The 2,757-nt window shown below is 68.7% G+C and carries 2 protein-coding genes; both read right to left on the bottom strand.

Annotated elements, in window-relative coordinates:
- A partial coding sequence (locus RMO81_RS12105) for a phosphoenolpyruvate carboxylase (RefSeq protein WP_310476145.1) occupies positions 1 to 2,211 on the bottom strand: 2,211 nt, incomplete at its 3' end.
- 41 nt (positions 2,212 to 2,252) lie between these two features.
- A partial coding sequence (locus RMO81_RS12100) for a DUF3047 domain-containing protein (protein WP_310476144.1) occupies positions 2,253 to 2,757 on the bottom strand: 505 nt, incomplete at its 5' end.

Below are 2,757 nucleotides of genomic sequence, written 5' to 3'. Positions count from 1 at the left end.
ATAGGCGCTGTTGAACAGCTCGCCATAGGCCGCCAGCGTCTTGATGCTGGCGATGGCGTTGGCGGTTTCCACCAGCCCCAGCAATTGCCGCCCGCGCGCCGAACTGGCCAGCAGCGCCGCCAGCGCTTCCTGCGCGTCCACGCCGGCGGTGCCGACCCCGGCGAGCACGTTCACCGGATAGCCCAGCTGCTGCAGAATCGCGTTGTGCGGGATGGCGCGGATCGAGCGCAACGACGCGTCGCGGTCGCTGCCGATATCGCTCTGGCGCTTCAGGCGCCGCGAACCCGTCACCGGGATCAGGCCCAAGCCGAACGCCGTGATCGCCCGCGCGTAGGGCCGCGCTTCGAACATCTGGCGCTGGTGCCGGCGGATCATGCGGTAATAATCAAGGCTGAGATCGGTGCGGGTGTAAAATGGGTCGTCACTGCCGCCGTGCGCCAGTGTGGGCGAGATTTCGGCAATGCGGGCCAACGTCGCCAGCGCCAGCGCATCATGGCCGAAGAACAGGAAGCCATCGCCGCCCTGAAAGCTGGCTTCGGCCTCGACGCGGATGCCAGCGGCGGCGAACTGTGCCCGTGCCCAGCGGCTGAGCGGCCAGGCCAGGCGGTCGGTGAAGCTGGCTGGGTGGGCGCCGCGGCCCATGGATTCGCCGTGGGTGTTGAAGATCAGCGCCGCCACATCCGACAGGCTGTTCTTGACCATGGCGCGGGCCAGCCGGCCCTGCAGCCGCTCGATCGCAAGGGCAGCCGGCACCTGGCCCACAAAACGCCCGGCATCGGAAAAACCGGTCTGGATCGCCACCCGGCCGCGGGCGCGGGCATAGGCGCGGTAGGCCGGCTCAGCCAGCAGCGCATCGAGGAAGCGGCCGCCATGTTCCAGCGCTGCCTCTGTCTCGAACAGCGGCGACACGTCCACCTTGTCGGCGATGCCAAACAGCCTGGCGAAATAGAGCGCGGCCAGCACGGTTTGCGGCTGTTCGCACTCGGCAATGAGCAGACGAATGGGGGTATCGGCATCCAGATGCTTAAGGATCGCCGCCATGGCGAGGAACTGGCGCACGGCGGTCGTGCTTTCCACCGCCAGCGCGGCGAAATTGGACCGCAAGGGCTTCACCGTATCGAGCAGGCCGCGCAGCCTGATCAGCGCCTGGCCGCTGCCCATGTCGAGCGTGCCATCGGGATCGATGCGGCGGCGAATGGCGTTGTGCAACTGCGCTGCGTTCACCCGGAAGTGGATCCAGCCCATGCCCAGGCCATCGGCGGCCATGGCAGCGGCCAGCACCAGATGGGCGCGCGCCTGATCGGCGGGCAGGCTGGCTGCGGCTGCCCGCAACTGGGCAATGGGTTCGGCCAGACTGGTCAGCGCATCGACATGCGGCGCGGTCATCCGGTTGGCGATGGCCGACAGCGCGGCGGCATCATCGGTATTGCCGCTGATCAGCGCCGCCTGGGCATGGGCATAGGTGCCCGCCCGTGACAGCCGCTCGGCCAGCGCCAGCTCGCCCAGCCGGGCGGCTTCACCGGCCAGCAAGGCCAGTCGCTCACCCTTTTCGTGGGCGCGAAATCCGATGCTGGTGGCCCAGCCGATGTCGGTGCGGCCATCCATGTCATAGCCGACCCAGCTTGCAAGCCGGAACAGGCACGGGGTGAGCGCTTGCCATTGATCGGGGTAGGCGCTCGCCGCCACGGCCAGCACTTCGCCGTGCAGCAGATCGCGCGCTGCCAGCGCCCGGGTGATGGCCGCCAGCACGGCCTCATGTTCTTCCAGCAGGCTGGGGGCGGGGCGGGTTTCCACCGGCGCGATGGCGACCGGCGTGCCGCTCACCGCCGCTTGCGCCACGGCGCCATATTCATCCTGGGTCAGCAGAAAGGTCGGGTGCGCGGTGAACACCACGTGCAGCAGCGGCGCTTCCCAGCGCGCCTTGAAGGCGGCGAAATCGCCCGTGGCGCTGGCTTCGACCTGCGCCCGGAAGGCGGCCACATTGTCGGCTTCATCCAGTGTGCCGAGCAGTCGCGCCAGCCGCTGGGCGCGGGCCTGCAGGCCTTCCCGGCCCAGTTCGGCAATTGCGCCAGCCAGGCCGGCCAAGGTCACGTCGCCGGTTTCCAGCGCGCGGCTGATTTCCAGCCCCAACTGGAACACCGGATTGAACAACGGCGTTTCCGCCGTGCGGGCGTGAAGTTCGGCGAGGCGCTGGCGATATTGCTCGATCATGCCGCCATGGTCGCCGTTTTTGTGCAGTGCGGCAAGCCTGATCAGGCCGGGAATCGGCAGGCAGACGCGCGGGCGGTGAAGTGCAGATCGGCGAACCAGCCGCGCGCCGTGCCGCCGGTCTGATCCGTGTCAACCGCCACCGCGACCGACGTGGCGGTGCCGCTGGTGCCGGGGAAGGCGCGGGCATAATCGCGGGCCAGGTCCATGCGCTGTTCCACCCAGCGGCCGGCAGCGCCGGCGCCGCTTTGTGCCACCACCATCTGGGCGCGATCGGTATAGGCGTTGGGCGCGGTGGTGCCGACGGGGTGGCTGTTGTCCCACACATAATTCACCGCGGCATCAGGCAGGGGGCCGGCAACGAGCCGGCGGGCCATGCCAAGCTTGAGCCTGGTGCCCAGGCCCAATTGCGTGTCGGGAATGTCGAAGCCGACATAGACGCGGGCGGCGTAATCATCGCCGGCCTTGGTCTTCATGTTGGCGGCGGCAATGGGCGCTTCGATGCGCCAGCGCCAGCACAGGATGGGGGTGGCGGCCAGATCGACCGTG

Origin of the sequence: Sandarakinorhabdus sp. (assembly GCF_031422795.1) — a bacterium.
GTDB lineage: Bacteria > Pseudomonadota > Alphaproteobacteria > Sphingomonadales > Sphingomonadaceae > Sandarakinorhabdus.
This window is presented reverse-complemented; position numbering and strand designations above follow the sequence as displayed.